The sequence below is a fragment of the Erythrobacter sp. RANMB8 genome (assembly GCF_056848235.1).
Genome location: NZ_JBREHG010000011.1, coordinates 83,165 through 108,163 on the forward strand (window position 1 = coordinate 83,165; position 24,999 = coordinate 108,163).

Sequence of the window (24,999 nt, forward strand, 5' to 3'; positions counted from 1 at the left end):
CGCATTGCCCCGCGCCTGCGGGCGCACCGCATCAGTCAACGAGGATTACCAGCCAGCATGGCGCGCCTTCCCACCAATCCTTCCGCCCCCGCCATTCCGTCCGAGGACGAAGTGCTGATCCGCGAGATCGACGAGGCCGTGCGCGAAGACGCGCTGCTCGAATTTCTGCGCAACCACGGGGTCAAGCTGTTGGGCGGGATCATCGCCCTGATCGCGATGCTGGGCGCGTGGATGCTGTGGGACAATCACCGCGAAAGCCAGCTTGAAGCGCAGTCGGAAACCCTGATTTCCGCGCTCGATTACGCCGACCAGCGCGATTTCAAGACCGCGAGCGAAAAGGTCGAGCCGCTGCTGGCGGACGGCAAGTCGGCCGGTGCGCAGGCTGCGGCGCGGTTCCTGCAGGCGGCCGCCGCGCTCGAACAGGGCGAAACCGCCAAGGCGATCGGTCTCTACAAGGCGATTGCCGATAACGAGGACACCCCGCCCGCGCTGCGCGATCTGGCGCGCGTGCGCGAAGTGGCGACCGGCTATGACAGCATGAAGCCCGCCGATGTGATCGCGAAGCTCGGCCCGCTCGCCAAGCCCGACAATGCCTTCTTCGGCAGCGCGGGCGAGCTGGTGGCGATGGCCCATCTGGAAAGCGGCAACCGCGCCGCTGCGGGCAAGCTGTTCGCCGACATCGCCAAGGATGAAGACCAGCCCGAAACCCTCCGTTCGCGCGCGCGCCAGATGGCCGGGCTGCTGGGGGTCGATGCGATTGTCGATGTCGAAAAGCTGCTGAAGAACGAAGGCGTGGCCACCGCCGCGCCCTGAGCGCGGGCTGGGCTGGCACAAGGGATACGGGTTTGAAACGGACGGGTATGACACAGACGAGAATTGCACGCGCCGCCTTGCTGGCCGGCATGATGGCGATGGGCCTGACAGGCTGCAAAGGCGGGCTGTTTGGCGGCGGGGATGAAAAGACCACGCCGACCGTGGGCAACCGTATCCCGATTCTTTCGCGCATCGAAAGCGGGGCGGAAGTCGATCCCGCGCTCGCCTCGATCTCGGTGGTGCTGCCGCCGGCGCGCTCCAACCCCGAATGGGCGCAGGTCGGCGGCGCGGCGAGCAAGAGCTACGGCCACCTCGCGCTGGCCGAAAACCCTGCCAAGGCGTGGACCGCCAGGATCGCCGGATCGAGCAACCGCATGCGGCTGGCATCGCCGCCGGTGATCGGCGAGGGCAAGCTGTTTGCCGAGGGCACCGATGGCACGATTGTCGCCTTCGACAAGCAGACCGGCGCGCGCCTGTGGAGCCGCGGCGATGATGATCTGACCAAGGACCAGACCCCCTCGGCCTTCGGCGGCGGCGTGAGTTACGAGGCCGGGCGGCTCTATGCCACCAACGGCGTGGGCGATGTGAAGGCGCTGAATGCCGGCACCGGCGAAGTGCTGTGGAAGGTCAAGCCCGCAGGCCCGCTGCGCGGCGCGCCGACCATCGCCTTCGGCCAGCTGTTCGTGATGACGCAGGATAACCAGCTGATCTCGCTCGGCATCAATGATGGCGCGCTGGTATGGGACGAAAGCGGCTCCAACACCCAGTCGGGCGTGTTCGGTGTTGCGGCTCCGGCGGCGGGGCAGGGCACCATCGTTGCGGGCTATTCCAGCGGCGAGCTGACCGCCTACCGTTATGAAAACGGGCGCACGCTGTGGTCCGATGCGCTGGCGCGTACCAATATCTCGACCACGGTGGGCACCATCACCGACATCGACGCCGATCCGATCATCGATTCGGGCCGCGTCTATGCACTGGGGCAGGGCGGGCGCATGGCCGCCTATGAACTGGTCACCGGCCAGCGCATCTGGGAATTGAACCTCGCGGGCATTTCCACCCCTGCTATTGCGGGCGAGTGGATCTTCACCCTCACCGACGATGCCCGCCTGCTGGCGATCGCCCGGTCGAGCGGGCGGGTGCGCTGGATCACCCAGCTTCAGGCCTACAAGGACGAAAAGGACAAGAAGGGCCCGATCTTCTGGACCGGTCCGGTGCTGGCGGGCGGCCACCTGTGGGTCGCCAGTTCGCGCGGCGAATTGTGGAAGGTGAGCGCGGGCGAAGGTTCGGCGCAGCTGTTCGCCGATATCGGCCAGCCGGTCAGCCTGCCGCCGGTGGTGGCGGACGGCTTCCTCTACCTGTTGGACGACAGCGGCACGATCCACGCCTGGAAGTGACGATCCAAACGGGGTTTTGGCGCCGATTGTCGCCAGACCCCGTTTAGACCCCCTCCAGACCGGTCTTGACCCCTTTTAGACCCCGTTCAGGGGCACTTCGGGCGGGCATAACCAAGCTGTTAACCCTTATGCGGTAGGACGCGGGCATCATGTCTGCGCCCGCTTCGCCTGTTCCAACCGCCTTGCCCCAAAGCGATGTTTCGACCGGTGTCGGGCTGGTCGGGCTGGCGGGCCTTGCCGCGTGGATCCTGTTCTGCCGCTCCTACCCGGCGATTGCCGGTCTGTTGGGGTTGGAAGGCAGCCTGTCCGGCGCGCGCGGCGTGCTGTCCGGGCCTACAGCGGCGCTTGTCGCCATGCTGGCGACGGCACTGCCGATGGTGCTGTGGTCGGTGTTTGTCGACAAGGTGCACCTGCGCCCCTCCACGGGTATCGACTGGAGCCGCAAGCGCCCCGTGGCCGAGGTGATGCCGGTATCGGTGGTGAAGCTGGTCGGCCTGTGGGCGACATGGGCGATTCTCGCCTGTTTCTATGGGCTTGCGCGCTGGTATTGGGATGGAAACTATCTCTTCGCGATGGAGGTGCTGACCTTCGCCATCGTGCCGCTGGTGGCGCTTTCGGTGCCCTATGTGATCTGGCTCGACCGGGTGCTGGTGGAGCCGCGCGACGGCACCTGGCACTTCGGCGCCTTCCTGCTCGGCGGCGCGGTGATCGGGCTTGACGGGTTGGATCGCGGTGCGATTGCGAAACACTGGAGAGCGTGGATTATCAAGGGCTTCTTCGGGGCCTTCATGATCTCGATCCTGCCCGGCGGCTTCGCACAGGTGGTCGAGGCGGATCTGGCGATGGTGACCGCCCATCCGGTCGATTTTGCGATGCTGCTGGTGACCTTGCTGTTCGTGATCGACGTGCAGATCGGCACGGTCGGATACCTCCTGACCCTGCGCCCGCTGGATGCCCACATCCGTTCGGGCAACCCCCTGCTGGCCGGCTGGCTCGCCGCGCTGCTGTGCTACCCGCCGTTTGTGTGGGGGATCATCGGGCCGGACAATCAGGTGCTCAGTTACGAGCGCGCAACGCCGGGCTGGGCGCACTGGCTGGCGGGAAGCGACGCGCTGCTGTGGACCTGGGGCGGCGTTCTGGTTGTTCTGACAGGCATTTACGCCTGGGCGACGGTGGTGTTCGGCATCCGCTTTTCGAACCTCACCTATCGCGGCGTGCTGACCCACGGGCCATACCGCTTCACCCGCCACCCGGCCTATCTGTCGAAAAACCTGTTCTGGTGGGCAAGCGTGCTGCCCTTCATGGTCGACAACGGATCGCTGGCAGACGCCATCCGCAACAGCTTTTTCCTGTTGCTGGTCAATGCGATATACTACTGGCGGGCGCGCACGGAAGAGGCGCACCTGCTCGCCGAAGACCCGAAATACCGCGAATATCACGCATGGATGGAACAGCACGGGCTGATCACCGCGCCGCTCGCGAAGCTGAAGCGGATGCTGACCGGATCAGGGTCAGCGGGCGGTCCAGCGCATCACCCCTTCCCGGCGGAATAGCGCGCCGGTTCAGAACGACTGTTCGTAAACCCTTGTAATATCGCCGTTCCATTCGCCATGATAGGCGTCGAGCAGGCGCTGGGCGGGCACCTTGCCGCTCGCCACGATTTCATCGAGCGTGTCGAGGAAGCCGGTTTCGTTGTCGCCGCTGGAATTGAGCCGCGCCCGCGCTGCCAGACCCCTGTGCGCGATGGCCAGCGCCTCGCGCCCGATATCGCGCAGGGTGCCGCCGCCGGGGACAGGCGCGTCGAGCGCCAGCCGGGGGGCGGCGTTGCGGAGCGCCTCGCGTTCTTCCATGGTCCAGCCCTTGACCAGATCCCACGCCGCATCGAGCGCCGACTGGTCATACAGCAGCCCGACCCAGAAGGCGGGCAGGGCGCAGATCCGGCTCCACGGGCCGCCGTCGGCACCGCGCATTTCAAGGAAGCTCTTGAGGCGCACCTCGGGGAAGGCGGTGGAAAGGTGGTCCCACCAGTCGCTTTGGCGCGGGCGCTCGCCGGGCAGCACGCTGAGCTTGCCGTCGAGGAAATCGCGGAACGATAGCCCCGCCGCGTCGATATATTTTCCGTCGCGGAAGACGAAATACATCGGCACATCCAGCATGTATTCGGCCCAGCGTTCATAGCCGAAGCCGTCTTCGAACACGAAGGGCAGCATCCCTGTGCGCGCCGGATCGGTATCCGACCAGATGTGCGAACGGTAGCTGAGGAACCCGTTGGGCTTGCCTTCGGTGAAAGGCGAATTGGCGAACAGTGCGGTCGCCAGCGGTTGCAGCGCAAGGCCGACCCGGAACTTCTTCACCATGTCGGCTTCCGACTGGTAATCGAGGTTCACCTGGATGGTGCAGGTGCGCAGCATCATGTCGAGGCCCATCGTGCCCACGCGCGGCATGTGGCGCAGCATGATGTCGTAGCGGCCCTTGGGCATGATCGGCAGTTCGGCGCGGGTCTTGTCGGGCCACATGCCGAGGCCGAGGTAGCCGACGCCGCATTTCTCGCCGATCTCTTTCACCTGTGCCAGATGCCGCCCGGTCTCCGCGCAGGTCTGGTGCAGGTTTTCGAGCGGCGCGCCCGATAGCTCCAGCTGGCCCGCCGGTTCGAGGCTGACCGCGCCATCCGCACCCTTCAACGCGATGACATTGCCGCCTTCTTCCACCGGGCTCCAGCCGAAGGTCTCCAGCGCTTTGAGCAGATCGCGGATGCCGCAAGGCTCGTCATAGGAAGGGGCGCGGTGATCGGCGCGCTTGTAGACCAGCTTTTCGTGCTCGGTGCCGATGCGCCAGCGTTCGGGCGGTTTTTCCCCGCCGATCATCGGAGCGACAAGTTGTTCGAAGCCTTCGATCACCGGATCGTCGGCAGTGGATGCTTCGCGTGTGCTCATCGCAAGGAGGCCCTCTCTGGCCGGTTGCCTTAGAAAACTGGTCTGGACGTGGGAAGGCAAATTCGCATGGCCCCCGCGTAAACTGCAATCTGTTGCAGGTTCGCGTCGCGGCGGCTGCGGGTTACCAGTCGCCTGCGGTCGCCATCCACACCGACAGGGCGGCGATGGCGGCGGTTTCGCCGCGCAGGATCCGCGGGCCGAGGCTGATCGGGCGGGCGGCGGGATGGGCGCGGATCGCACCGCGCTCGGCATCGTCGAAGCCGCCTTCGGGGCCGGTGAGGATCGCGGCAGGCGAGCCTCTGCGGGCGGCGAAGGCGGCGGCGGCCGGTTCGCCGCCATTCTCATCGGCGAAGAACAGGGTGCGGTCTTCGGGCCATGCGGCGAGCAGCGCTTCGAGCTTCACCGGATCGGCCAGCTGCGGCAGCGCGGTGCGGGCGCATTGTTCGGCGGCCTCGGTGGTGATGGCGCGGGCGCGCTCGAGGTTCAATTTGTCCGCCACACAGCGCCGCGTGATCACGGGCGCTATGCGGCCCACACCCAGCTCGGTTGCCTTCTCAAGCACCAGATCGAAGCGGTCTTTCTTGAGCAGGGCTGCGCACAGCCACAGATCGGGCACGGCCTCGCGCGGGCGCAGACGCTCGGTGACGGTCACATCGATCCGGTGCTTGCCCACCTGCCCGATCCGCGCGGCCCATTCGCCGGTCATGTCGTCACACAGGATCACGATATCGCCTTCCCGCATCCGCATCACCTTGCCGAGGTAATGCGCCTGCGGACCATCGAGCGCGAATGTCCGCCCCTCTCCCAACTCGTCGGAGAGGAACAGGCGCGGGGCGCTTTTCGGAGGCCATGCGGGGGTTGCGGGCATGGCTTTGCACTAGGCGCACGGGGCGCTAGGGAGCAAGTCATGTCCGCACGCACCGCACAATTCCTGATCGCCGCCGTGTTTCTGCTGCTGGGCGGCTGGTGTCTGTTCGCGCCGGCGAGCGTGATCGAACTGGCCTTTACCGAGGCGTTCCGCGACACCGGCTTCATCAACCGCTTTACCATCGCCTGCTTCGGCGCGCAGGCGGTGCTGTTCGGGATCATGGCGCTGGCTACCGAGTGGAGAGCGCGCAGCTTTGCCGTCTTTGCGGTGCTGCTGCTGCCCTTTTTCGGCTTCAATTACTGGTTCCATTACGAAGTGCCGGTGCTGACCAGCATCGGGATGCTCGATTTTGCGGGCAACCTGACCATGCTGGTGCTGGCGGTGATCGGCTGGCGGGCGGCACGGGCAGAGGAAGGCGCATGACCGAAACCATCGTCCCCGATAGCGAGCGCAAGAGTCTTTCGGGCGGCATCGTTGCCCGCCTGCCGCAGCGTCCCCGCGATCTCGCCATGCTGGCGCGGTTTGACCGGCCGATCGGCTGGTGGCTGCTGCTGTGGCCCTGCGTGTTCGCGGTGTGGCTGGCGGGGGCGGGATGGCAGCTCCCGCTGCTCGGTTGGTTGCTGCTGGGCGCCATCGCGATGCGCGGAGCGGGGTGCGTCTATAACGACATTGTCGATGCCGATCTCGACCGGCAGGTTGCGCGCACCGCGCTGCGTCCGGTGGCGAGCGGGCGGGTGTCGAAGCGGCTCGCGTGGGGCTGGCTGATTGCGCTGTGCCTCGTCGGCCTCGTCGTGCTGCTGCAACTGCGGCTTGAAGCGCAGCTGGTCGCGCTCGGCAGCCTCGCGCTGGTGGCCGCCTATCCTTTCATGAAGCGGATCACCTGGTGGCCGCAGGCGTGGCTGGGGATGGTGTTCAACTGGGGCCTGCTGGTCGGCTGGACGCAATTGCGCTGGGACAACTGGGATGCGCTCGCCGCGCTCTATGCCGGGTGCATCTGCTGGGTGATCGGTTACGACACGATCTATGCCCTGCAGGACCGCGAGGATGATGCGATGGTCGGCATCCGTTCGTCCGCGCTGGCGATGGGGGCGCGGGTGCAGGGGGGGATCGCCGGGTTCTATGCCGCCGCGATTGGCCTGTGGGGGCTGGGGTTCTGGCTCTATCGCCCCGATCCGCTGGCGCTGGCCGCGCTGCTGCCGGTGGCGGGGCATCTGCTGTGGCAGGTGGCGACGCTCGACGCGGACGATCCCGACAACCCGCTCGCCCGCTTCCGCGCCAACCGCTGGGCCGGGGCGCTGATGGCGGCGGCGTGCTTTGTCGTCGGGAACGCGGGCGCCTGAGGCGATGTGCAACCTCTACCGCATGACGAAGACCCGCAGCGAAGTCGCCGCGTGGTTCGATGCGGCAGAGGCGGGCGAGGCGGCAAATTTCGCGGGCGAGGTCTATCCCGGATACCCCGGTCTGGTGGTGGCGAGGGGGCAGGTCGGCGCGATGGTGTGGGGCTTTCCGCTGGTGCTGAAGGGCAAACAGGGCCAGCCGCTCAAGCCCAAACCGGTCAACAACGCGCGCACCGACAAGCTGGCGACATTCTTCTGGCAGCAATCCTTCGAGCGCCGCCGCTGCCTGATCCCCCTGACCGCATGGGCCGAGGCGCAGGGGGAAAAAGGCCGGATGACGCGCACGTGGCTGTCCCTGCCCGATGCCCCGCTGTTCGCCGCAGCAGGCCTGTGGCGGCGCAGCGAGGAATGGGGGGCGTGCTTTTCGATGGTGATGACCGAAAGCGCAGGCACCGATGCACAAGCGGTGCACGAACGCATGCCGGTGCTGTTGTCGCCCGATGATTACAACGGCTGGCTGGAAGGCACGCCGGAAGAGGCGCTGGCGCTGTGCCGGGGCTGGCAGGGGCCGCTGGTGATCGATCACACCGCCGAAAGCTGGGCCAGCGGCGCGGCGGGGCGCTAGCGGGTCAGGGTCAGGCTTCCGGCCCGAGGTCGGGATCAAGATCGCGGGGGCGGGCGAAATGCACCAGCTCCGCGCAATAGCGCTTCAGCTCGCTCCAGTGCGCAATATCGCATTCGAGCACGGCGTAGGCGGCGGTCGGGAATTTCACCACCGCTTCCTTGAACAGGGCGTTTTCCTTGCCCGGCGCGACCAGTTCCAGCAGAACATCCTGAAGGCCGGGATTGTGGCCCGCAATCAGGATCGCTTTGGCTTCGTCCGCGCCGCTGCCGGCATGCGCCTCGATCGTCTCGACGATGGTGTCGAAACTGGCGAGGTAGAGCCGCTGGTCATAGACCGGCGTTACATCGGGCATCGCGCCTTCCAGCGTCAGCTTCACGCGCACGGCGGGGCTGGCGATCACCTTGTCCCACTTCACCCCATGATCGCGGATGTGCCTGCCGATCAACTCGGCCCCCTTGCGCCCGCGCGCGTTGAGGCCGCGGTCGAAATCGCGCTGGCTGGTATCGTCCCAGTCGGACTTGGCATGGCGCAGGAGGCCGAGAATTTTCATGGCTGCAATGCTCCTGCGGCGGGGACAGACCCATCCTTGCTCTGGTTGCCCCCAACACCAGCGGCGAGCCGTTGTAAAGCCTCATCAAGCGTCACCCGCAGCACCGGCGTGCCGGGCGGGAAGGCGGCCAGCAGGCGGGTGGGGAAGGATGGGGAGAGGACGATGAAGTGCCCCGCATCATCCTTGCTGCGGATCAACCGCCCGAAGGCCTGCGCCAGCCGCGCGCGGATGATCCGGTCGTCATAGGCGCTGCCGCCGCCTGCCGCCCGGCGCGCCTTGTGCAGGATATCGGGGCGCGGCCATGGCACTTGCTCCATCACCACGCAGCGCAAGCTATGCCCCGGCACGTCCACGCCATCGCGAAGGGCATCGGTGCCGATCAGGCTGGCGCGGGGATCGTCGCGGAAAATGTCGACCAGCGTGCCGGTGTCGATCGGATCGACATGCTGGGCATAGACCGGCAGGCCCGCCCGCGCGAGCCGGTCGGCAATCCGGCCATAGACCGCCCGCAAACGCCGGATCGCGGTGAACAGCCCCAGCACACCGCCGCCGGTCGCCTCGATAATCCGCGCATAGGCCCCCGCCAGCGCGGGCAGATCGCCCTTTTTGATGTCGGTGACGATCAGCACCTCGGCCCGGCCCGCGTAATCGAACGGGCTTTCCGCCGCCGACAGCAGCGGCTGGCTTTCCACATGCGCCGCGCCGGAACGGGCGATGGCGCTGGCCCACACATCGTCGCTGGTGGTGCGGTCGGTCAGGGTCGCGCTGGTCAGCAGCACGCCATGCGCAGGCTCCAGCACCACGCGGGCAAAGGGCTTCATCGGATCGAGCCAGCGGCGGTGGATGGCGACATCGAATTCGCGGGCGTCGCTGCGGTCAACCGCCAGCCAGTCGACGAATTCGGGGTCAGCGGGGCCGCCCAGCCGGTCGAGCAGGGCTTCCCAAGCCGCGATCAGATCGATCCGCCACGCCAGCGCGAACCGCGCCCCTTCGATCCGCGCGCGTCCTTGCGCGTCGAGCCAGTCGGGCGGCTCGGCCAGGATCGCCTCCAGCCGCCCCCCCAGCCGGATCAACGGCACGCGGATGCTGGCGAGCGCCTCTGCCGCCGCGCCCGCGGCCTCGATCACCTCGCCCGGCAAGCCCGCTGCTTCGGTCTCGATGCCATAGCCTGCATCCACCCCGCCGCTTTCGTCGCGGGCATAGGTGGCGGTGCGCACGGCGGCGAGCAGCGCTTCGACCGGGCCGAAGGGCGCGTTTTCATTGAGCCGCTGGAGCCAGCCGTCCGAGGGGAGCATTTGCCCCGCCTTGCAGGCGGCAGCGATGGCCTCCGCGCCCGCATCGTCGTAACTTGCAAGGTCAGCAAGGCGCGCGGCGAGACCGCGTCTGCGCCCGCGCGATTCCTTCTCCGGCCCGATGATCCAGCGCCTGAGTTCGATCGTCTCCTGACCGCTGAGCGTGGCGGCGAAAGTGCTGTCGGCCGCATCGAACACGTGGTGGCCTTCGTCGAAGATCAGCCGCGTCGGGCGCTGGTTCGGGTCGCGGGCGCGGGCGGCGTTGACCATCACCAGCGCGTGGTTGGCGATGACGAGATCGGCCTGTGCCGAATCGCGGGCGGCGCGTTCGATGAAGCATTTGCGGTAATGCGGGCAGCCGGCATAGATGCACTCGCCGCGCTGGTCGGTCAGCGCCGCGATGCCCCGCTTCCTGAACAGCGTGCCGAGCCAGCCGGGCAGATCGCCGCCGATCATGTCGCCATCGCGGGTATAGGCGCCCCAGCGCGCCACCAGCTGCGCCAGCACCGCGGGCCGCCCGGCGAACCCGCCTTGCAGCGCGTCTTCCAGATTGAGCAGGCAGAGGTAATTCTCGCGGCCCTTGCGCACCACCACCGGCGGGGTGCCGTCGGGGCGGCGGACGGGCCATGCGCGGCGGCTTTCGGCGCGCAGTTGCCGTTGCAGGTTCTTGGTGAAGGTCGATACCCACACCGTCCCCCCGCTCTGCGCCGCCCACAGCGAGGCGGGCGCGAGATAGCCCAGCGTCTTGCCGATCCCCGTGCCCGCCTGCGCCAGCGCCAGATGCGGGCGGCCGGGGGCAGAGCGCGGGGCGAAGATGCGCGCCACGTCCTGCGCATAGGCGCGCTGGCCCTCGCGGCTTTCGGCGCCTTCGCCGGTTAGGCGGGCGAGCTGTTCGACCACGGCGGGCGCGGCCAGCTCCACCTGACGCGGGGCAGGGCGCTCGCCCGCTTCCTCCCATTCGGGCAGGCGGGCGAACAGCCAGCGTTCGGCGCGCTGCGGCTTGGCGATGTGGGGTTTCAGGACCTGCGCCCACGGCCAGCGCAGCCGTTCGAGGCTCTGGAGCGCGCTCCACGCGCCTTCGCGTTCGGGCCATGCGGGATCGGCGCAGGCGGCCACCAGCGCGCCTGCCGCCTGTTGCAGCAGTTCGGGCACGCCCTCGTCGCCTTCGGGCAGCGGCAGGCCCAGCGCCTCGGCCAGACCCCGCGGGGTCGGCACGCAGAAGCGCGCCGGATGGATGAAGGCAAAGGCCTCCAGCACATCCAGCCCCGACAGGTCGGGATAGCCCAGCCGGCTCGCCACCAGCGGCGCATTGATCAGCAGCACCGGCGTATCGGCGGCGGCCATGATCGCATCGCCCTTGGACACGGCATTGGTGCGGCCGTCTCCGGCGCGCAACCAATGCCCGCCATGGCTGGCGTGGAGCGCGGTGAGGGGGATGGCGGCGGGGAGCGTCACGCGCCCAAGGATGGGGCGGGCGGGGCGCAAAGTAAACGCGGGGCCAGCCCTTTTTCCCGATCCTGCAAAGCAGCACGCCAGTGCACGCCAGACCCCGTCTAGGTTGCTCTAGACCCCCTCTAGACCCCTTTTAGGCCCCTTTTCGGGCCATATCCGGCGATGTTTCACGTGAAACATTGCTCCGGTGCCCGCCTGCCATTGCCGCTTGCAAGCGGCCCGCGCATGCCTAATAGCCGCCAGCGCTATGACCATCACTCCGCAAGACCTCGTCACCGCTGCCCGCAATTCCAAGGCCTGGCCGTTTCAGGAAGCCCAGCGCCTTGCCAAGCGGATGCCGGAGGGCAAACCCGGCGGCGTGCTGTTCGAAACCGGCTATGGCCCGTCGGGCCTGCCGCACATCGGCACCTTTCAGGAAGTGCTGCGCACCACGCTGGTCCGCCGCGCCTATGAAGCGCTGACCGGCGGCGCGCCGACGCGGCTGGTGGCCTTCTCCGACGACCTCGACGGTCTGCGCAAGGTGCCCGACAACGTCCCCAATCAGGCGATGCTGGCCGAACACCTCGGCAAGCCGCTGTCGCGCATCCCCGATCCCTTCGAAAAGTTCGAAAGCTTTGCCGCGCACAACAACGCGATGCTGCGCGACTTCCTCGACCGCTTCGGGTTCGAGTATGAATTCGTCAGCTCGTCGGATTGCTACAATTCGGGCCGCTTCGATGATGCGCTGAAGGGCGTGCTCGCCAATTTCGGCGCGATCATGGACATCATGCTGCCGACGCTGGGCGAGGAACGCCGCCGCACCTATTCGCCGGTCATGCCGATCAGCCCCACCACCGGCGCGGTGTTGCAGGTGCCGATCGAAGTGGTGGACGCGGCCGCCGGCCTGATCCGTTTCACCGACGAGGACGGCACGCAAGTCGAACAGTCGGCCCTTGGCGGCATGGCCAAGTGCCAGTGGAAGGTCGACTGGGCGATGCGCTGGGTGGCGCTCGGGGTCGATTACGAGATGTATGGCAAGGACCTGACCGATAGCGGCATCCAGTCGGGCAAGATCGCCCGCGTGCTGGGCGGCCACAAGCCCGAGGGCCTGATCTACGAGCTGTTCCTCGATGCCAAGGGCGAGAAGATCTCCAAGTCCAAGGGCAATGGCCTCTCGATCGAGCAATGGCTCGAATACGGCAGCGAGGAATCGTTGGGCTATTACATCTTCGCCAATCCCAAGAGCGCCAAGCAGCTGCATGTGGGCGTGATCCCCAAGGCGATCGACGATTACTGGCAGTTCCGTGCCGCTCTGCCGGGGCAGGACATCGACAAGCAGCTGGGCAATCCGGTGTGGCACCTGCTGCGCGCCAACGAACATCATGCGGGGGCCGAGGCTCCCGGTGCGGGCGATGCCCTGCCGGTGCCGTTCAGCCTGCTGCTGAACCTTGTGGGCGTGCTGGGCGCGGGCGCGACGCATGAGGCGGTGTGGTCATACCTCGGCAATTATGTCGCCAATGCCGATCCGGCGGCGCACCCTGCGCTGGATGTGCTGGTGATGAAGGCGCTCGCCTATAACCGCGATTTCGTGGCGCCGACGCTGGTGAAGCGGGCGCCGGTCGATAACGAGGTCGCCGCGCTGTGGGCGCTTGACGCGGCGCTGGCAGCGGCGGATCCCGCCACCAGCGCCGAGGATTTGCAGACCATCGTCTATGAAATCGGCAAGCAGCCCGAGTTCGGCTTCGAAACCCTGCGCGACTGGTTCAAGGCGCTCTACGAGACGCTGCTCGGCTCCGAACAGGGGCCGCGCATGGGCAGCTTCATCGCGCTTTACGGCATTGCGCCGACCCGCCAGCTGATCGCCGAGGCGCTGGCCAAGGCCTGACCACAGGAGAAACCTGCGATGCGAACCCCTTCAGTTGCGTTTGTGACCGCACTCGCGGTGCTGGCCGTGGCCCCTGCGGGGCTGGCTCAGCCGATGTTCACCGGGGGCAACCGCCCGGTGGTGCTGACCGGCGGCGAGGGGCTGGACCCTTGCGCCTACGGCATGATCAACGATCCGCCGACCGGGCCGGAGATGGGCGCGGTGATGGTGTTTCCGGGCGACTCCACCGATCTCGAATACACCGATACGCTGGTGCACGGCGACCCGGTGTGGGTGTGCGAGGCGAGCGAGGACTGGCTCGGCATCGTCTACAGCCATAACCCCGATCTCGATTGCGAAGTCTCGTCGCCGGTCGATGAAGACATGCCCTATCTTGGGCCGTGCGACTGGGGCTGGGTCAAGGCGGAGTGGGTGGAGATCATCGCCGGGTGATCAGCACCACCGGCGGGTGCGATACCACTTGGTGATGATGTATTTCGCGCCCCGCTCCACCGGCAATCCGGCATGGAGCGTGCCTTCGTTCGGGCGGCCATCGGGCAGGGCGTTGTTCCACAGCAGCAGGACGCCGGGCTTCGGCTCGATTGCGATGCCGGGCAGGGTGAAGGCGGTTGCGCCGCCTGCCTCCACAGCATTGAGATAGGCCATCGCGGTCCAGCTTCTCTGCCCGCCGCGCGCCTCTTCCTGCGGCCAGTATCCTTCGGTTGTGTAGAACCAGTCATTATGCGGCTTGAACTGCTGGCCGGGCAGATAGCGTTGGCCCTGCACCGGCTCACCCAGCGCCGCATCGAGGCCGAGCAGCGCGTCGATGCGCTGCGAGATCCCGGCGATGAAGGGATCATGCGGATCGAGATCGCCCGAAAAGGAGGTGCGGAACCCGCTGGCGTAATCAAGCTCGTGCAAGGCCGAAGGGCGGGCGACGGCGTCGATCATGGCGCACAGCCGGATGCATTCCTCGCCGGACAGGAAATCGCCGACCGCGAAGAGTTCGACATGGTCATTGGCAATCGGGAACACCGCCGGATTGCCCGCCAGCCGCGTCCGCACCGCTGCGCCGACGCGGGCGAGGGCGTGCTGATCGGGAACGGGCGGCGCTGTCATGTGCGGGGGTTAGCGCATCTTGCGGGCAAGGAAAAACCCCCGCCGGATCGCTCCGGCGGGGGGTGCGGGGGAAGGGTTTCTCACCAGAAGAAATCGTGGATCACATCTACGACTTCACCGGTGTAGATATCGACCAGCACGACATCGTCATAATACCTGACCCACTGGTAAGGCCCGTAAACCGGCGGCAGGCGATAGGCCCAGGGATCGTTGATGAAGAAGCGCGGCTGGAAGAACAGGCTGTCGAGATAGAACCCGATGCCCACCCGGCTGTAAACGTGCGAACGGAACGGCGCGAAATACGGTCCGGGGCGATAGTGGAAGCGGTTGCCGCGCCGGAAATCGACCCAGTTGTAGCTGCGGTTCGAACGCCAGCCGCGATCCCAGCGGGTGAAGTTGCGGTTGTCTCAGCCGTCGCGACCGCGCCAGTTCCAGCGCCAGTCGTCCTGACGCCAGTTGTTGCGCCGCCAATCGTTACCGCGCCCGTCGAAGCGGCGGTCGTTGCCGCCCCGCCAGTCTCCGCGCCGGTCATTGTCACGGCGACCATCGCGCCAGTTGTCCCGGCGACCGTCGTTGTCGCGGCGGCCATCGCGCCAGTTGTCCCGACGGCCGTCGTTGTCGCGCCAGCCATCGCGGCGACCGTCATTGTCGCGCCAGTTGTCGCGTCCGGTAACCACGCGGTCTGCCCGGCGGTCGCCGCGATCCTCGATGCGATCGGCGCGGCGGTCACCGCGATCTTCGATCCGGACTGCGCGGAAATCACCGCGCCGCTCGACGCGGTCGGAACGCACCTCGCTGCGGCGGTCGACACGGTCCGCCACGTTGTCACGGCCGCGCCGGTCAAGCTGGTCGGCACGGAAATCGCCGCGACGCTCGATCCGCTCGGCGCGCCCTTCGCTCCGCCGGTCAACCTGATCGGCGCGGAACTCGCCGCGGCGGTCGACGCGGTCGGCCCGCACTTCGCTGCGGCGGTCGATCCTCTCGGCCCGCTCCACCTGCCGGGCGCGGTTGATGGTGTCCCCGCCAAAGCCGCGAGCGACAGGAGGCTGGGGGCGAACATCGACACGCGGAGGGGGCGCGGTGCGCTGGGGGGCTGTGCGCTGGGGTGCCACGCGGGGCGGAGCCGGCTGGGCGGTGCGCTCGATCCGCGCCTCGCCACGGTTGCCGCGATTTTCCATCCGCATCTGCTGGCGTTCGGCGCGCACCTGCGCCCGCGCTTCCATCCGCGCATCGGGGGCATCCTGCGCGGCGGCAGGGGCTGCGGGCAGGGTAAAGGCGAGCGCAAGGGCCAAAGCCGCCAGCGATCCGCCCTTGGCATAAAGGTTCATCATCACGAGTACCTCCAGTGTCGCCGGCCCACCACAAGCGGCTAGTTGAGGAGTCGGGGACTACGCCGCGCAGACTGTCGCAGGGATGAACCGGATCACCGATATTCAGAAAAATTGCGGATAAAATGAATGTGGCTGGTCGGGGTGTCCCACCGGCTTGACTGGCAGGGCAATGCGCCCAAAGGCGGCAGCCTATGTTCGAGACCCTCGATGATGTCCGGCAGGACTGCCGCAACCGCCTGATTCGCGCGCCCCGCGACCGCAAGTCGCCGATGCACACGCCGGTGATCGTCACGGGCGATGTCGATGCGCGGGTGATGGTGCTGCGGGCGTTTGACAGCAACGCATGGACCTTGCGGCTCCACACCGATGCGCGGTCCCCCAAGGCGGGCGTGATCGCCGCCGATCCGCGGGTTGCGGTGCTGTTCTATGACAAGGGCGCCAAGGTGCAGATCCGGGCGCGGGGCACGGCTGCGATCCTGACCGAAGGCCCGCAGGTCGACGCCGCATGGGCAGCCGGCACCAACTTTGCCCGCCGCTGCTATCTGGGAGACGGACCGGGCACAGCGTCGGACACGCCGACATCGGGTCTTCCGCCCGAATTCGAAGGGGTCGAGCCTGATGATGCGCAGCTGATCCCGGCGCGGGAAAACTTCGCGCTGCTGATGATCACCCTGACGCACCTCGACTGGCTCTATCTCGCCCATACCGGCCATGTGCGGGCGCAGTTCGAGCGGGGCGCGAACGGGCCTGACTGGGCGGGGCGCTGGGTTTCACCCTGATTGCGCCGCTGCGGTTCAGGCCGCGCTGGCCACCTGCGAAGGCGCGGGTGCGGGGAGATAGATCACTTCCTCGATCTCGCTGGCCGCGATCACGTGATCCTCGCCGCGCGCAATCGCCGCCTGCAAGGCCTGCCGTGCGCGCATGGCGATAGTGTCGCTGCCCTCTCCCGCATCGCCCGCCGCCACACCGAAGCTGGCGGTGAGGCCGGGATGAGCGTGGCGCAGGCGGTCGAGGCTGCGGCGGAGCCTGTCGGCAATCCGCGTCGCACTGCGTTCGTCAGCGCCGGGGATGACGATGGTGAAGCCGTCGCCGGCGATCCCTTCGAAGTGGTCACCGCGCCGCAGCCCGGCGCGCATCACATCGGCAACCTGACCGCGCATCTCCTCGCGCAGGCCGGCGAGCTGGTCGATCCGGCCATAGAGCACAGCGCGGGACGCCTCGCGCATGGCATTGCGGCGGCTGGCAAGGTCGATCGCGGGGCCAAGCGTGGCGGGGTGCAGCATGGCGTCGAGCGGGCTGCTTCGCCGTTCCGGCGAGCGCTGCATGGGCCAGCGTCCCGCAGCAAGGCCCGCGCCCAGACACAGCGCGCACAGCAATCCTGCCACCTCCAGTGGCACTTCGATACCGGTGAACACGCCCCTGCGCCCCCTTTGCGACCTCTTTATCGCAAGGAGAATTGCGTAGCTCTGGTTAAGGCGGCGTAAAGCCGTTCGGCGGGACGCAACATTGCGCCCCGCACGATTGCACTATCAGCGCGTCAGCTTCTTGTAGGCGAGGCGCGTCGGACGGTCGGCGGCATCGCCCAGACGGCGGCGCTTGTCTTCCTCGTAGGCTTCGAAGTTGCCTTCGAACCATTCGACATGGCTGTTGCCTTCGAAGGCGAGGATGTGGGTGGCCAGACGGTCGAGGAAGAAGCGGTCGTGGCTGATGACCACGGCGCAGCCCGCGAAGTTTTCAATCGCGTCTTCCAGCGCCGCCAGCGTTTCCACGTCGAGGTCGTTGGTCGGCTCGTCGAGCAGCAGCACGTTGCCGCCCTGCTTCAGCATCTTGGCCATGTGCACGCGGTTGCGTTCACCGCCCGAAAGCTTGCCCACGTTCTTCTGCTGGTCCGCGCCCTTGAAGTTGAACGCCCCAACGTAAGCGCGGGTCGACATGTCCTGCCCGTTGACCTTCATGTAATCGAGCCCGTCGGAGATTTCCTCCCAGACGTTCTTGGTCGGATCGAGGTGGTCGCGGCTCTGGTCGACGTAACCGAGCCGCACCGTGGAACCGATCTCGATCGTGCCGCTGTCAGGGGTTTCCTTGCCGGTGAGGATCTTGAAGAGCGTCGATTTGCCCGCGCCGTTCGGGCCGATCACGCCCACGATCCCGCCCGGGGGGAGCATGAAGGAAAGGTTTTCGAACAGCAGCTTGTCGCCATAGGCCTTGGAGATGTTTTTGGCTTCGATCACCTTGCCGCCGAGGCGCTCGGGCACCTGGATGACGATCTGCGCCTTGCCGACCTGACGGTTGTCCTGGCTGTTCTGGAGTTCCTCGAACTTGCGGATACGCGCCTTGGACTTGGTCTGGCGCGCGGCCGGGGTCTGGCGGATCCACTCGAGTTCGCGTTGCAGCGCCTTCTGTTTGCCGCTTTCCTCGCGGCTTTCCTGCTCCAGACGCTTGGCCTTCTTTTCGAGATAGGTCGAATAGTTGCCTTCGTAGGGGTAGTAGGAACCGCGATCGAGTTCGAGGATCCACTCGACCACGTTATCGAGGAAATAGCGGTCGTGGGTGATCATCAGCACCGCACCCGCGTAATCCTTGAGGTGGTTTTCGAGCCACTGGACGCTCTCGGCGTCGAGGTGGTTGGTCGGCTCGTCCAGCAGCAGGATCGAGGGCTTCTGGATCAGCAGGCGGGTGAGCGCGACGCGGCGCTTTTCGCCGCCCGACAGGTCCTTCACCGGCCAGTCGCCCGGCGGGCAGCGCAGGGCTTCCATCGCGACTTCCAGCTGGTTGTCGAGCGTCCAGCCGTCAACCGCGTCGATCTTGTCCTGCAACTCGCCCATTTCCGCGCCGAGGGTGTCGAAATCGGCGTCAGGCTCGCACATCAGCGCGCTGACTTCGTTGAAGCGCGCGACGAGATCGGCAGTTTCCTTCGCGCCTTCACGCACGTTCTCGAGCACGGTCTTGGTCGGATCGAGTTCCGGCTCCTGTTCAAGATAGCCGACGGTGATGTTCTCACCCGGCCATGCTTCGCCGGTGAAGTCCTTGTCGATCCCGGCCATGATCTTGATCAGGGTCGATTTGCCCGCGCCGTTGGGGCCGACGATGCCGATCTTCGCGCCCTGATAGAACTGGAGCGAGATATTGTTCAGCACCGGCTTCTGCGCACCGGGAAAGGTCTTGGTCATGCCCTTCATGACATAGGCGTATTGGGCGGCCATCGGATGGGTCCTTCGGGATCGTAAGATTGGGTTGGATGTTTGCGTGCGCAGATAGGGAAGGGGAGGGGGAAGGGCAAGCGGCTAGACTTGCACGCCTTCGCCCGATAGCACCGCGAACCATGAACCGCACCCTGACCGCGCTTGCCGCCCTTTCGCTTTGTGTCCCCGCCGCCGCCAACGTTCCCCCGCCACCGCTCGATCTGGCGCAGCGGGCCGATCTGGCGCTGGCGAGCGATGATTATGCCTATGCCTTCGTCGAAGGGCTGACCACCGAAGTCGGCCCGCGGCAGGCCGGCACCGAGGCCGAGGCGCGGGCGCGCGAATGGTCGGCGGCATGGCTGAAGCAATACGGCTTTCAGAACGTTGCGATCGAACCCTTCATGATGGACACCTGGGTGCCGGGCGATATCGCCCGCGCCCGTGTGACCGGCCCCTTTGCGCAGGATCTGGTGGTGCTGCCGCTCGGCAATTCGGCTGCGACGCCTGCGGGCGGGATCGAGGCGGAAGTGGTGTTCTTCCGCACTATCGATGATTTGCGCGCCGCGCCCGAGGGCAGCCTCACGGGCAAGATTGCCTATGTCAGCCACCAGATGCGTCCGGCGCAGGACGGCTCGCATTACGGCTTTGCCGGACCTGCGCGCTGGGTCGGCCCCGGCCTTGCGGCGAGCAAGGGTGCGATTGGCGTGGTGATCAAGTCGGTCGGCACCGATCATCACCGCAACCCGCACACTGGCGGCACCAGCTTTCCGCAAGGGGTGAAGGCGATCCCGGCGGGCGCTCTCAGCCTTCCCGATGCCGAGAACCTCGAACGCATGTTTGCGCGGGCCAAGGGCAAGCCTGTCACTCTCAGGCTGGAAATGAACCCGCGCCAGATCGGCCAGACCGAGAGCGGCAATGTCGTGGGCGAGATCGTCGGGCGCAATCCGTCGCTCCCGCCGGTGCTGCTGGCCTGCCATATCGACAGCTGGTGGAATGCTCCGGGGGCCTTCGATGATGGCGCAGGCTGCGGGATCATCATCGCCGCCGCCCGCAATGTCAGCATGAGCGGCCGCCCGCTGCGCACCATCCGCGTGCTGCTGGCAGGGGCAGAGGAAACCGGGCTGTGGGGCAGCAAGGCCTATAGCGCCGCCCATATCAACGAGCCGATCGCGGTCGGCCTCGAAAGCGATTTCGGCGCGGACCGGATCTGGCGTTTCGACAGCAATTTCCGCGAGAGCAATCCGGCGCTGCACAGGAAGATCGCCGCCGCCGTCGCCCGCTTCGGCGTGTCGGCGGGCAGCGAGCCTGCAACCGGCGGCGCAGACCTCAACATCGTGCGCGACCAGAAGGGCGCACTGATCGATCTTCAGCAGGACGGCACCCGCTATTTCGACCTGCACCACACGCCCGACGACACGCTCGACAAGATCGACATTGTGCAATTGCGCCAGAATGTCGCAGTGTGGACGCAGGTGGTCGGTATTCTTGCAGCTGAGGAAGGCGATATCCGCACCGGTGGACCGGTTCCCGCCGCGCCCGCAATCATGCAAAAGTGACGACTACCCCAGCGCGGGCGAAAAGTGGTCGGGGAGACAGGATTCGAACCTGCGACCCTCTGCTCCCAAAGCAGATGCGCTACCAGACTGCGCTACTCCCCGACGTTGCCACGCCTCTGCCGGTCCTTGGCCTGCGTCCCGGTGGGCCCGGCAGGATTCGAACCCGCGACCTAGCCGTTATGAGCGGCCAGCTCTAACCGCTGAGCTACAGGCCCGTGGGAACACGGCACCGGACGGCAGGGCGTTGCGCGCCCCTACTCCGGCAGCGGCGGCGAGACAAGCAACGATCGCTGTTGCTTCAGCCGCCGGTGGCAGCGACGATCTCGCCGACTGTCACCGACCTGACGCCGCGCCGGTCAAGTTCGGCATAGATCGCCGCGAACCAGGCATAGAGCGTCTCGACACCTTCCTGCGTGGCGGCATAGGGCGTGAAGCCGGGGGCCAGAGTGGGGCTGTGGAACGACAGCACCAGCACCGGAACGCCTGTACGCAGCGCGATGTCGACCCCCCTCAACGCCTCGTCGGCGGTCACGCCCTCGGGTGTCAGGGCGATGCGTTCCAGCAGGTTGAAGCGTGAAAAGCCCGAGAAGAATGTGGGCAGGTGCCGCTGCGCCCGGTGCAGTGCCGGCCCGAACTGCCGCAAAGGTCCGGCGTAAATGCTGGTGACGGGCAATTCCAGCAGCGTCCTGTCCCTATCCACCCAGTAGGGCAGCAGCGGGTGGTTGCTGTAATCCGGCCCGCCCTGGTCGCTGTAATCGAACAGGGTTCGGACCGAGGTGTCGATCCGGATGCCGGCGCGCTTCAGCAGACCGGCGGTGTTCGGGCCCAATCCGTACCGGCCGGCGCGGTAGATCAGCGGCGCGGTGCCGAACGCGGCTTCGATCGCATCGCGCAGGCCCATGAATTTGGCCGCCTCCAGATCAGGCTGCAGGTTTCCGGCGAAGGAGTTGCGCACGCAAACCTCTTCATGGAAGGGCGGATTGACCCAGGGGTGGAGCTGCACCCCGACGTCGGCAGTGCCGCGGCGCACGGCATCGCCGATGATCTCGACTGCAGCGGCATCCTGCACGATCGGCCAATCCACCAGATAGACAGGATGGGCGCCGATGCTTTCGCAGAAGCTCTGGAAGCGGGGGATGGCGGTTACATGGCTGAGGCCGTAGCCGTCGCTGCGGAAGGGCGCGCGCCAATCGAATTCCTCTTCGGTATCGACTGTCAGCAGCACGCGCTGGCCAAAGCCGGGCGCGAATCTGGCTCTGCTGCCCGCCGATGGCACATCGAGCATCGAACCGCTTGGCATTGCGTCTATCCCCCGGAAGCTCAGGCCGTGGCGGCGTGAGTCCCTCCGGTTCCCGCGCTAGAAAAGCGGGCTGCATCGGTCAAGAGCGGCAGGGTGAGGACGGCCTCGACGCCATGGCGGACAAGATCGCCCCCGATGCTGCGGGCTTCGGCCCGGGCCAGCCGCAACGCAAAGCCCGCACCGAACAATCCGGCATTGAGCGCACCGGCTGTCGCCTGCGGCGTTGCGCCGAACAGATTGTCCTTTGCCGCCAGCCTTGCGGGCAAAGTGCAGGAAAGCCGCACCATTGCGCCGCTGGCCCCGATCAGCGGATCGAGCCGGAGCGCAAGCTGCTCGTCTTGCGAACACAGCGCCGCAAGGCTCGCCAGCACGCGCCACACCAGCGCCTCGGCATCATCGGGGTCGATCGCCGCCAGCACTGTGGTGTCAGGGGCAAAACCGGGAACAAGCGCTGCGCCTTTCGGTTCGAGCACCGGCGCGATCTGGGCAATCGTGCGGCGGAGCAGGGCGGCGAAATCGGTTTCGCCCGGATCGATGGCCATCGCTCCGGTTTCCATCCTTGCCAACCGGTCAAGCTCGTCGAAGCCTGCCAGAATGCGCGCGGCATCCGCGGCGATTGCCGCCGCCAGAGCGCGATATTCATGCGGGGCAGGGCCGAACAGCTGCTGCTGGATCACTTCGGCATAGCCCTGCACCGCAGTGACCGGAGTGCGCAATTCGTGCAGCAACTGGCGGATGCGGTCGGCTTCGCGCAGTTCCGGCCTGGGGGGCTGGCCGGAGGTCTCAGGCACACGGCGCAAGCGCCCGAGATAGCCGGCAAAATGCCCTTCCTCGCTAAAGCGCGGTTCGGCATCGATGATCCAGTCTCCGGCGATCGCAGGGGCGCCCTGTAACGTCACGGGCGCGCCGGCAACCGGCTGGCGGCGGGCGAAGGCGCGTTCGATGCCTGCCTCTGTCGCGGCCAGAAGGCGAGTGCCGATCACCATCGCGGCGACCTCGCTTGCAGCCCACTCGATCCGGCCCGTGGTGTCCGTGGCGAAGCCGAAGCTGCCGGAAATCCGTTCGGGCCGTTCAGGCACCTCGCCGAGTGGCAGACGCGGCGAATGTTCGAACTCGGCACGTGGGTCGCTGCTGCGTTCCTTGCGGAACCGGGCGATACGTTCGACCAGAGCGGAAATCTCGCTCCGTCCGGTGTCCTCGCGGTCGCGCACGGGCAGCGGGGTGGGCCGGGCCTGGGCGGGAGCAACGGGAACAACCGGCGGAGCGGGGGGATCGGCCTCGCCCTGTCGGGGTGTTGCCTGCGGCTCTGCGTTGTTGTCGGGCGCAGGTAGTCCGCGATCATGCACGCCAAGCCGTTCGAGCAGGGCATCGACATCGACCGGCAGATCGCGTCGGTTGCGCAGGAAGCCTCTGGCGCGCACCGGCATGCGCGGGATCAGCGCAGTCCACTCCGCAGTGGAAAGATCGGCGCGATTGAGAGCAGCCGAAGCAACCTCGGGCTCCTGTTCGGCAAGATGGGCGGCAAGATCGGGGTTGCGCAGCCGCCAGCCGGGCTCGCGGATCATGCGCGCCCGCTCAGCGGCGGGGATCGCTTCGGCCAGAGCGTCCATCCGCAGCCATGCTGCGGCGAGCAGGCTGTCATCGGAACTGGCGGGAGCACGAATTTGCCCCTTGCCCAGAAGATCGAGCAATTGCCTGAACTGCGTGCGCAGCCCCGCCTCGCCGGTAACGCGCTGTCGCAGCACAGTGGCAAGGCGATCATCGAAGAACAACAGGCACTCCCATATCGGCCCCATATCGGCGAGCCGGACCGAATCGCATCATCGCGGCCCGGAACGAAGGCGCAGTCCGCCTTCATGACCTGCCGGTTCTATCAGGGTGGAGCAAATGTCACACGCGGCTGTGCAAGGCGCGTTGCAAAGCGGGACAATTGCTGGCAGACCTAATAATATTAGCGAAGCGGGCCATCCGGCGCGCCTCTTGTTTCTTTGGGATCATAGTGCACCGAGCGTTGCCGGGTGGTGAACGCCGCTGTGTCTGGGGAGCTTTAGCCTAGTGGCCAATCTGGACGAAATCGACCGCCGCCTGCTGGCCGAATTGCAGGCGGAAGGCCGGGTGACCAATGTCGAACTGGCGCAGCGTGTCGGCCTGACCGCACCGCCGTGTCTGCGCCGCGTGCGCGGGCTGGAGGAAGACGGCGTGATCCGCGGCTATCATGCCGATCTCGATCCGTCCAAACTGGGCTTTGCGATCACCGTGTTCGCGATGGTCAGCCTCAAGAGCCAGGCCGAAAGCAGCTTGCGCGAATTCGAGGAGCACATGCGTGCGCTGCCCGAAGTGCGTGAATGCCATATGCTCAACGGCGAAATCGACTTCATCCTCAAGATCGTGAGCAAGGATCTTCAGAGCTTCCAGGAATTCCTGACCGGCAAGCTGACGCCCGCCCCGAATGTGGAAAGCGTGAAGACCTCGCTCACCATCCGCACCGCCAAGCAGGAGCCGGGCGTTCCGTTGTGACGGATGCAGCCCGCCTCGCGGAGCCGGTCACGGGGCACTGCCTGTGCGGCGCGGTTTCGATCACAGTCACCGCGATGCAGGCGGAAGTCGACATCTGCCACTGCGCGATGTGTCAGCGCTGGGGCGGGGCCTTCTATGCGGGCGTGAAGGGAGAGGCTGCCGACGTGACTGGCGAGGAGGCCGTCACTGTCTACCGATCAAGCCAATGGGCCGAACGCGCCTTCTGCGGCACCTGCGGCAGCAACCTGTGGTATCGCTTTTTGCCAACCGGCAACCGCTCGTTCCTAGCAGGCCTGTTCGACCTGCCTGAAGGCTTCGGGATCGAGCAGCAGATTTTCATCGATGAAAAGCCCGACTGGTATGATATCGCACAGGAAAGCCCGATGCTTACAGGCGAGCAGGTGATCGCCGAGGCGTTGGCGCAGGGGTTCAGTTTCGGCGACTAGGCGAGACGCCAAAGGGAGCGCAGACGATGACCGAGCCGCCGCCGATCCCGCCCGATCCGCCCGTATTGATTGCCGAATTGCCCACCGTTCCGACCGATCAGCTGCGCGCGGACGGAACGCTGGTGATCGACCTCACCCGGCTTGTCCCGCCGCCACCGGAAGACGATTGCGGTGATGCGGTGCCTGACCCCTTCAATCCCGAAATTGTCGTCTGTGATGCTGCCGCCGTCCCTTCGCAGCGCCTTGGCCCGCAGGTTGGCCCCGTCGATGACGGTTTCGGCGGCGCGATCCCCCGCGCACGCATCAAGCTTTCCGACAAGGCCGCCGCCGAAGCCAACGCGACCGCGCCGAGTGTCGGCGGCTGGAACGCGCAGGGCGGCGAGGTGCGGGTGAAGATCGACTTCTGATATGAAGGTTCGCTGATGCGAACCCATGCGCCGC

At 66.6% G+C, this 24,999-nt stretch carries 24 protein-coding genes and 2 tRNA genes; 13 read left to right on the forward strand and 13 right to left on the reverse strand.

Annotation, left to right across the window (positions count from 1 at the left end; translation table 11 throughout):
- Window positions 1-57 precede the first annotated feature (57 nt).
- From ACU0AG_RS12575 to ACU0AG_RS12585, 3 genes are all read left to right on the forward strand, one after another.
- A complete protein-coding gene (locus ACU0AG_RS12575; RefSeq protein WP_482782628.1) occupies window positions 58-813 on the forward strand; it encodes a tetratricopeptide repeat protein in 756 nt (251 codons plus the stop codon).
- A gap of 47 nt (window positions 814-860) precedes the next feature.
- The gene (locus ACU0AG_RS12580) at window positions 861-2,207 is read left to right on the forward strand and encodes a PQQ-binding-like beta-propeller repeat protein (protein WP_482782629.1); all 1,347 of its coding nucleotides are present in this window, start codon (window positions 861-863) and stop codon (window positions 2,205-2,207) included.
- Between the two features lie 149 nt (window positions 2,208-2,356).
- The gene (locus tag ACU0AG_RS12585) at window positions 2,357-3,760 is read left to right on the forward strand and encodes a methyltransferase family protein (protein ID WP_482782630.1); all 1,404 of its coding nucleotides are present in this window, start codon (window positions 2,357-2,359) and stop codon (window positions 3,758-3,760) included.
- Window positions 3,761-3,769: 9 nt separating this feature from the next.
- Here ACU0AG_RS12585 and ACU0AG_RS12590 read toward each other — a convergent pair whose 3' ends face one another.
- The gene (locus tag ACU0AG_RS12590; RefSeq protein ID WP_482782631.1) at window positions 3,770-5,140 is read right to left on the reverse strand and encodes a glutamate--cysteine ligase; all 1,371 of its coding nucleotides are present in this window, start codon (window positions 5,138-5,140) and stop codon (window positions 3,770-3,772) included.
- A gap of 121 nt (window positions 5,141-5,261) precedes the next feature.
- Window positions 5,262-6,008: a 16S rRNA (uracil(1498)-N(3))-methyltransferase gene (locus ACU0AG_RS12595; RefSeq protein ID WP_482782632.1), complete on the reverse strand. Its 747-nt coding sequence runs from the start codon at window positions 6,006-6,008 to the stop codon at window positions 5,262-5,264.
- A 39-nt stretch (window positions 6,009-6,047) separates the two neighbouring features.
- Between ACU0AG_RS12595 and ACU0AG_RS12600 the strand changes: the two genes are divergently transcribed.
- Genes ACU0AG_RS12600 through ACU0AG_RS12610 form a run of 3 tightly spaced genes read left to right on the forward strand, consistent with a single transcriptional unit; the run spans window position 6,048 to window position 7,970 of the window.
- A complete protein-coding gene (locus tag ACU0AG_RS12600; protein WP_482782633.1) occupies window positions 6,048-6,431 on the forward strand; it encodes a hypothetical protein in 384 nt (127 codons plus the stop codon).
- A complete protein-coding gene (ubiA, locus tag ACU0AG_RS12605; RefSeq protein WP_482782634.1) occupies window positions 6,428-7,348 on the forward strand; it encodes a 4-hydroxybenzoate octaprenyltransferase in 921 nt (306 codons plus the stop codon). The genes ACU0AG_RS12600 and ubiA overlap by 4 nt, the downstream gene beginning before the upstream one ends.
- A 4-nt stretch (window positions 7,349-7,352) precedes the next feature.
- On the forward strand, window positions 7,353-7,970 hold the full coding sequence (locus ACU0AG_RS12610; protein ID WP_482782635.1) for an SOS response-associated peptidase: 618 nt from the start codon (window positions 7,353-7,355) through the stop codon (window positions 7,968-7,970).
- A 10-nt stretch (window positions 7,971-7,980) separates the two neighbouring features.
- On the opposite strand, the gene ACU0AG_RS12615 is transcribed toward ACU0AG_RS12610, so the two are convergent.
- Together ACU0AG_RS12615 and ACU0AG_RS12620 are read right to left on the reverse strand one after the other, a co-directional pair.
- Entirely contained in the window at window positions 7,981-8,520 is a 540-nt protein-coding gene (locus tag ACU0AG_RS12615) for a SixA phosphatase family protein (protein WP_482782636.1), read from the reverse strand.
- A complete protein-coding gene (locus tag ACU0AG_RS12620) occupies window positions 8,517-11,156 on the reverse strand; it encodes an ATP-dependent DNA helicase (protein ID WP_482782651.1) in 2,640 nt (879 codons plus the stop codon). The genes ACU0AG_RS12615 and ACU0AG_RS12620 overlap by 4 nt, the downstream gene beginning before the upstream one ends.
- Window positions 11,157-11,511: 355 nt before the next feature.
- Here ACU0AG_RS12620 and ACU0AG_RS12625 point away from each other — a divergent pair, with 355 nt between their 5' ends.
- Both ACU0AG_RS12625 and ACU0AG_RS12630 read left to right on the forward strand, forming a co-directional pair.
- Window positions 11,512-13,128, forward strand: a complete 1,617-nt coding sequence (locus tag ACU0AG_RS12625) for a lysine--tRNA ligase (RefSeq protein ID WP_482782637.1) — start codon at window positions 11,512-11,514, stop codon at window positions 13,126-13,128.
- A gap of 42 nt (window positions 13,129-13,170) precedes the next feature.
- Complete coding sequence (locus tag ACU0AG_RS12630) at window positions 13,171-13,560, forward strand: hypothetical protein (protein WP_482782638.1); 390 nt, start codon at window positions 13,171-13,173, stop codon at window positions 13,558-13,560.
- On the opposite strand, the gene ACU0AG_RS12635 is transcribed toward ACU0AG_RS12630, so the two are convergent.
- The 3 genes from ACU0AG_RS12635 to ACU0AG_RS12645 all read right to left on the reverse strand — a co-directional run bounded on the left by ACU0AG_RS12635 (window position 13,561) and on the right by ACU0AG_RS12645 (window position 15,557).
- Complete coding sequence (locus ACU0AG_RS12635) at window positions 13,561-14,226, reverse strand: prolyl hydroxylase family protein (RefSeq protein ID WP_482782639.1); 666 nt, start codon at window positions 14,224-14,226, stop codon at window positions 13,561-13,563.
- Window positions 14,227-14,306: 80 nt separating this feature from the next.
- Window positions 14,307-14,492, reverse strand: coding sequence for an RcnB family protein (locus ACU0AG_RS12640; RefSeq protein ID WP_482782640.1), 186 nt, complete (start codon window positions 14,490-14,492; stop codon window positions 14,307-14,309).
- A gap of 141 nt (window positions 14,493-14,633) precedes the next feature.
- Entirely contained in the window at window positions 14,634-15,557 is a 924-nt protein-coding gene (locus ACU0AG_RS12645) for a hypothetical protein (RefSeq protein ID WP_482782641.1), read from the reverse strand.
- Between the two features lie 191 nt (window positions 15,558-15,748).
- Here ACU0AG_RS12645 and ACU0AG_RS12650 point away from each other — a divergent pair, with 191 nt between their 5' ends.
- Window positions 15,749-16,336, forward strand: coding sequence for a pyridoxamine 5'-phosphate oxidase family protein (locus ACU0AG_RS12650; RefSeq protein WP_482782642.1), 588 nt, complete (start codon window positions 15,749-15,751; stop codon window positions 16,334-16,336).
- Between the two features lie 15 nt (window positions 16,337-16,351).
- On the opposite strand, the gene ACU0AG_RS12655 is transcribed toward ACU0AG_RS12650, so the two are convergent.
- Both ACU0AG_RS12655 and ettA read right to left on the reverse strand, forming a co-directional pair.
- Window positions 16,352-16,972: a diguanylate cyclase domain-containing protein gene (locus ACU0AG_RS12655; RefSeq protein ID WP_482782643.1), complete on the reverse strand. Its 621-nt coding sequence runs from the start codon at window positions 16,970-16,972 to the stop codon at window positions 16,352-16,354.
- 114 nt (window positions 16,973-17,086) lie between these two features.
- A complete protein-coding gene (gene ettA, locus ACU0AG_RS12660; protein WP_482782644.1) occupies window positions 17,087-18,760 on the reverse strand; it encodes an energy-dependent translational throttle protein EttA in 1,674 nt (557 codons plus the stop codon).
- 119 nt (window positions 18,761-18,879) lie between these two features.
- On the opposite strand from ettA, the gene ACU0AG_RS12665 reads away from it, so the two are divergent.
- On the forward strand, window positions 18,880-20,295 hold the full coding sequence (locus ACU0AG_RS12665) for a M28 family peptidase (protein WP_482782645.1): 1,416 nt from the start codon (window positions 18,880-18,882) through the stop codon (window positions 20,293-20,295).
- A 25-nt stretch (window positions 20,296-20,320) separates the two neighbouring features.
- Here the strand turns inward: ACU0AG_RS12665 and ACU0AG_RS12670 are convergent.
- The 4 genes from ACU0AG_RS12670 to ACU0AG_RS12685 all read right to left on the reverse strand — a co-directional run bounded on the left by ACU0AG_RS12670 (window position 20,321) and on the right by ACU0AG_RS12685 (window position 23,367).
- A tRNA-Pro gene (locus ACU0AG_RS12670) sits at window positions 20,321-20,397 on the reverse strand.
- A gap of 40 nt (window positions 20,398-20,437) precedes the next feature.
- Window positions 20,438-20,510 (reverse strand) — tRNA-Ile (locus ACU0AG_RS12675).
- Window positions 20,511-20,593: 83 nt separating this feature from the next.
- Window positions 20,594-21,595, reverse strand: coding sequence for a polysaccharide deacetylase family protein (locus ACU0AG_RS12680; protein WP_482782646.1), 1,002 nt, complete (start codon window positions 21,593-21,595; stop codon window positions 20,594-20,596).
- A gap of 20 nt (window positions 21,596-21,615) precedes the next feature.
- Window positions 21,616-23,367, reverse strand: coding sequence for a histidine kinase dimerization/phospho-acceptor domain-containing protein (locus ACU0AG_RS12685; protein ID WP_482782647.1), 1,752 nt, complete (start codon window positions 23,365-23,367; stop codon window positions 21,616-21,618).
- Between the two features lie 283 nt (window positions 23,368-23,650).
- On the opposite strand from ACU0AG_RS12685, the gene ACU0AG_RS12690 reads away from it, so the two are divergent.
- From ACU0AG_RS12690 to ACU0AG_RS12700, 3 genes are read left to right on the forward strand one after another with little or no spacing between them, the layout of a single operon-like run.
- On the forward strand, window positions 23,651-24,112 hold the full coding sequence (locus ACU0AG_RS12690; protein ID WP_066525791.1) for an Lrp/AsnC family transcriptional regulator: 462 nt from the start codon (window positions 23,651-23,653) through the stop codon (window positions 24,110-24,112).
- The gene (locus tag ACU0AG_RS12695; protein ID WP_482782648.1) at window positions 24,109-24,558 is read left to right on the forward strand and encodes a GFA family protein; all 450 of its coding nucleotides are present in this window, start codon (window positions 24,109-24,111) and stop codon (window positions 24,556-24,558) included. The genes ACU0AG_RS12690 and ACU0AG_RS12695 overlap by 4 nt, the downstream gene beginning before the upstream one ends.
- A gap of 26 nt (window positions 24,559-24,584) precedes the next feature.
- Window positions 24,585-24,965, forward strand: coding sequence for a hypothetical protein (locus ACU0AG_RS12700; protein WP_482782649.1), 381 nt, complete (start codon window positions 24,585-24,587; stop codon window positions 24,963-24,965).
- The last annotated feature ends 34 nt before the right edge of the window (window positions 24,966-24,999 follow it).